This window comes from Vibrio sp. V30_P3S12P165, from assembly GCF_009904905.1.
Lineage (GTDB): Bacteria > Pseudomonadota > Gammaproteobacteria > Enterobacterales > Vibrionaceae > Vibrio > Vibrio fujianensis.
Genome location: NZ_WXWH01000014.1, coordinates 1 through 4,832 on the forward strand (window position 1 = coordinate 1; position 4,832 = coordinate 4,832).

Consider the following 4,832-nt stretch of genomic DNA (forward strand, 5'->3'; position numbering starts at 1 on the left):
GCTCTGTGATGGCTCCAAGGTTATTGATCATTGATGAAATCGGTTACCTGCCGTTTGGGCGAGAAGAAGCCAACCTATTTTTTAATGTGATCGCTAAGCGCTATGAGTATGGCAGTATTATTTTGACCAGCAATTTATCGTTTGGCCAATGGCCTAGCGCATTTGCCGATGATGCGACATTAACGGCAGCGATGTTAGATCGACTGCTTCACCACTCGCATGTTTTGCAGTTAAGTGGTGATAGTTATCGATTGAAAGATAAACGACGCTCAGGAGCAATACCTGAGTAAAAGGGTGGATCAATTTTGATTGATCGTTTTTAAGCTAAAAGTGGATCAGTTTTCGGTGATCGTTGACAACTGCCGCACAGGCAGCTTAGAAAAGTGTAATAAATATCATTTATATCATACAAACGTTCACTGCCGCACAGGCAGCTTAGAAAGTTAATAGTGTTACAACAAGTCACCCTTGAACGTTCACTGCCGCACAGGCAGCTTAGAAAGTCGTGGTTTGACAATAAAGAGGTTTTACAAAGTTCACTGCCGCACAGGCAGCTTAGAAAACTTATGCCCGTTAGCTCTAGAGATCCAGAACGTTCACTGCCGCACAGGCAGCTTAGAAAAATGTTGCTGATTAGACCGAAGTGATCAACCAGTTCACTGCCGCACAGGCAGCTTAGAAATTTGAAAAGTCGTACAAGACAAAAATCCCTACGTTCACTGCCGCACAGGCAGCTTAGAAAAACGGGGCAAGCAATATCGCCTCAACAAATACGTTCACTGCCGCACAGGCAGCTTAGAAAGCATCTGCTTTGCTTGCAAAAGAAGTCATTCAGTTCACTGCCGCACAGGCAGCTTAGAAAGAGAAATGATGATGTACGGCTATCAAGCGTTAGTTCACTGCCGCACAGGCAGCTTAGAAAACGCTTTTCGCCTGAACTCTATCCAGGTGGGCGTTCACTGCCGCACAGGCAGCTTAGAAAGGGCTGGATTCAAAGCTGCGGCTCAAGCGTTTGTTCACTGCCGCACAGGCAGCTTAGAAAGTTGAACATTCCAACGGCTGGCATCTCAACCGGTTCACTGCCGCACAGGCAGCTTAGAAAGCGAGTGATCGGCTCTTCTTATGTTACCGTTCGTTCATTGTGTTAACGATCACCGAAAACTGATCCACTTTTAGCTTATAAATAGCTTAAAAAGTTCGCGCTTTATCGCGTCGTTCTAAGATAAACTGCAACATTCATTCATCAATCAAGGAGAAAATTTGATGAAAGCGATTATCTTGATATGTATCACCATAAGTTCTTTTTTAACCTTACCCGCTTATGCCGTTGAATTTTGGCATTCCAATACGGTTTGGGCCGGTCAAGGACAATGTTCGGCTGTCTTTTCATTTGATAGTGAAATGAATGAAATAATCGATCTTCAGCTTTCAGTTTCTGCTTTTAATCAGGTCGGTGAAGAAGTTGCATCGGGGGTTATTGAAATTGCACACTTTGGCCAATCATCAGCTGATCGTTATATCGACGCATACTTAGAGAGCGAGGCTTTTTGTGATGAACAACTAACCATCTTAGTTAAGGATGCTCAAGCCATCGTAGATGGTCAACCTATTAATCTTCTAAAAAGCAAAATGATATCAGCGCGAGATTTTAAACCTTTCAATATTCGTATGGCTCAATAAGTTATAGGATGCTTTTTAGGTTATCAACGCTATTTTGCTATTAAATTATTATGTTTAGAATGGAAGTGTTATGAAACACATTTTACGTTTTTATATTATTATGATGTTTGTTGTATCGGGCTATTCAATCGTTACCACGCATGGTTATGATAATATAGGGAAAGACCATATTGAAGTGGGATTATTATGGCCGGTAAGCTTTTATCAATATGTCTCACGGCCAAAAATAGAGGGAGAGTCATACGATAGTGTGATTGACTCGTTAGTTGAACTCATCGAATCGAGAAAAGATTATAATGAACAATATGCCGCAGCCGTAGCATTTAATCAAATTCTGCTTGAAGATTATGTTAAGTCTAATCCAGGTTTATCTCGCGTTGAAATTGAAAGATTAATACATTTATCAAATACAGAGAAACTGGCTTATGAATTGAAAATTAATCCAGCTAAAAGTAAAGCACTGATTAATTTTGTCAACGGGTTTGATTTTGATGATCTCATCGAAGCTGGCGAGAATGCGCGGAATAATGTGTTAAAGATAAGTTATATTCGTTGAGTTTTCCTCAAATAGAGCCCTTGGGGGAAGGGCTCTTGAACTGGAGCGTATTATTTAAATTTGAATCAATTCAGCGGCTTTTTTCATCGCCTCTTTAGTCGAACATTCGATAATATTTGCTTTAGCAAAGCGATGTGCATCTTTGACTTGGATATCGTGGGCAAGAATAACGAGCTTAGCATGGGCGATGTCTTGGTCAGTAATGCGGTTTTTGATACCATTTTGACCTTGGGTTTCAACTTTGATTTTGATGCCGGCTGCTGCCCCTGCTTTTTCAAGTGCTTTTGCGGCCATAAAAGTGTGCGCCACACCGGATGGACAACAGGTGACGGCTACGATGTCATATTCGCCTTCACCCACGGTAGGTATGGTTTGAGTCTCGGATTGGGTGTTCTCTTCTTTTTCCATTTCTGGATCGTCAGTGACAACCGGTTTCCAAAAGCCAACCATTAAAGCCGTTGTGAGCGAACCGAGTGCGATACCGACTACATACATTGGAATGTTGCTTGAAACTGGCGCGGTGATCAGGCCACCCCAAGGTGCGTGAAGCAATACATTGGTTAAGAAGCCAAATACACAGCCTACGATACCACCAGCAACGATAGACGGTAGCACTCGTATCGGGTCATTGGCTGCGAATGGAATTGCGCCTTCAGAAATACCAATGGATCCCATGATGGCTGCCGCTTTACCCGCCTCTTGCTCTTGTTTGGTGAATTTTTTCTTAAATAGGAAGGTTGCCAGTGCCATACCTAACGGTGGTGTACAAATGGCGATACCGACGCCGCCCATAAGCCATGGTTGGGTATCGACTTGTGTTTGTGCGAATAGGGTCGCGACTTTATTAATTGGGCCACCCATATCAAAGGCTGTCATCCCGCCTAGAATTGTCCCTAACACCACCTTTGATGCTCCGGCCATGGATGCGAGAAACTCATTCATCGAAGCCATGAATAATTTAATTGGCTCACCGATCCCCCATAGCACGATGCCTGCAGAAATGATTGTACCTACCAGAGGATAAATAAAATATGCCCCCAATGCGGTCATGTTGGCTGAAAGTGGGATTTTTTTCAGTTGGAATACCACGCCACCGGCAATAAAGCCTGCCACGATACAGCCAAGGAAACCGCCGCCCATGTCGGCCATAATACCAGATGAGATCATTGCCGGTGCAAGTGCTGGTTTATCCGCAATAGAATAACCGATAAAGCCCCCTAAAATAATAGGAAACAATACCAAGCCTTTTATGCCAATATTAGAAATGTCAGCTAATAAACCATCAGCCGGTACGGCTCCTTTACCAGAGGCCATGACGGCAAGCGCCAATAATACCCCTCCGGCGACGATAAATGGCAACATGTGAGAGGTACCAAATAAAAGATGGCCTTTCATGGTACTGAGGAGTTTTTTAAAATTGCTACGATTATGGGTAGCTTGAGCGGTTAGGGTACTCATAATGTTATACCTTATGATTGAGTTAAAATAATAATTTAATGCTCACCTTTTTTATTCACTTGCCGCCTACCTGCAACTCCAAATTGTTTGAGTATCGGTGGCGTATTTGATCAAGTGTTTTTATTACGGCTTTTTATTCTTTTCTTGATGGTGATTTTGATTAAATTAACGATTGATTAATTGGATTATTCGGCTTTGATTCATGCTTAGTAAATGATGGATCTAATTTAATTAATCTTGCGGGGAGCGGAAATAGTAAAAAAGAGTCTATTACTACACATTTGTATCACTCAAGCTTAAATGTGATTTATATCGCTCAATACCAAAAACAAAAAAAGCCAGTCAAAAGAGACTGGCTGAATGGTATTCCTTTTTTGCTTGACGCTGCAGCAGTGTTGGCGACGTTCGTTTAGCCCAATCGGATATCCCCTTCCTACTTGACGCTGCAGGGGGGCAGGGCAAGATCATGAACGTTTTTTGCGCAATGCGAGGTTAAGTTTGACCTGACGTGCGGGCTGTGATCTTATGCTCCTTTTTTAAGGTGTTGCCATGAATATTAATACCATCAAAGAGCACTTCAGCATCATCCGTGACGAACGGCAAAGCGCAAAAGTTGACTACCCTCTGTTTGATATTTTGTTTGGTTCAATCTGCGCCGTGATAGCCGGTGGTCAAGGCTGGACCGACATTCGTGAATATGTTCTTGGTCACCATGAGTGGTTTCTTAAACAGGGGCTGTTTGAAAACGGCGTGCCTGTTGACGATACCTTTGCTCGTCTGATCGCAGGTATTGACCCTGCCGAGTTTCGCGACTGTTTCCTGGGCTGGATGAATGCGGTACATACCTTGACGTGTGGTGAGGTGGTTGCCATTGATGGCAAGACTTTGCGCGGCTCCTACGATAGAGATGACAGACAAAGCACCATCCATATGGTGAGCGCCTACGCGAGTGCCAACCAACTGGTATTGGGCCAACTCAAAACTGACAATAAGAGCAATGAAATCACCGCAATTCCGGAATTGATTAAGATGCTCGACTTGCGCGGAGCCCTCGTGACGATTGATGCGATGGCCTGCCAGATCAAAATTGCCAAGGTAATTACCAACAAAGGCGGTGATTACTTGTTGGCAGTAAAGG

5 protein-coding genes and 1 CRISPR repeat array are annotated in these 4,832 nt (G+C 43.3%); of the genes, 4 read left to right on the forward strand and 1 reads right to left on the reverse strand.

What is annotated here, in order from left to right; translation table 11 throughout:
* The 3 genes from CAG57_RS03070 to CAG57_RS03080 form a co-directional block, all read left to right on the forward strand.
* Window positions 1-290, forward strand: a 290-nt coding sequence (locus CAG57_RS03070; protein WP_161433705.1) for an ATP-binding protein, incomplete at its 5' end; no start/stop codon positions are given.
* A 64-nt stretch (window positions 291-354) separates the two neighbouring features.
* Window positions 355-1,102: a CRISPR direct-repeat array (repeat unit 28 nt; unit sequence GTTCACTGCCGCACAGGCAGCTTAGAAA).
* 161 nt (window positions 1,103-1,263) lie between these two features.
* A complete protein-coding gene (locus CAG57_RS03075) occupies window positions 1,264-1,680 on the forward strand; it encodes an IrmA family protein (protein WP_099611140.1) in 417 nt (138 codons plus the stop codon).
* Between the two features lie 70 nt (window positions 1,681-1,750).
* Entirely contained in the window at window positions 1,751-2,236 is a 486-nt protein-coding gene (locus tag CAG57_RS03080; protein ID WP_161433656.1) for a hypothetical protein, read from the forward strand.
* 54 nt (window positions 2,237-2,290) lie between these two features.
* Here the strand turns inward: CAG57_RS03080 and CAG57_RS03085 are convergent, their stop codons facing one another.
* Window positions 2,291-3,694 (reverse strand): fructose-specific PTS transporter subunit EIIC, encoded by a 1,404-nt coding sequence (locus tag CAG57_RS03085; protein WP_161433654.1) that lies wholly within the window; start codon window positions 3,692-3,694, stop codon window positions 2,291-2,293.
* A gap of 549 nt (window positions 3,695-4,243) precedes the next feature.
* Here CAG57_RS03085 and CAG57_RS03090 point away from each other — a divergent pair.
* On the forward strand, window positions 4,244-4,832 hold a 589-nt coding region (locus CAG57_RS03090; RefSeq protein WP_161439492.1), incomplete at its 3' end, for an ISAs1 family transposase.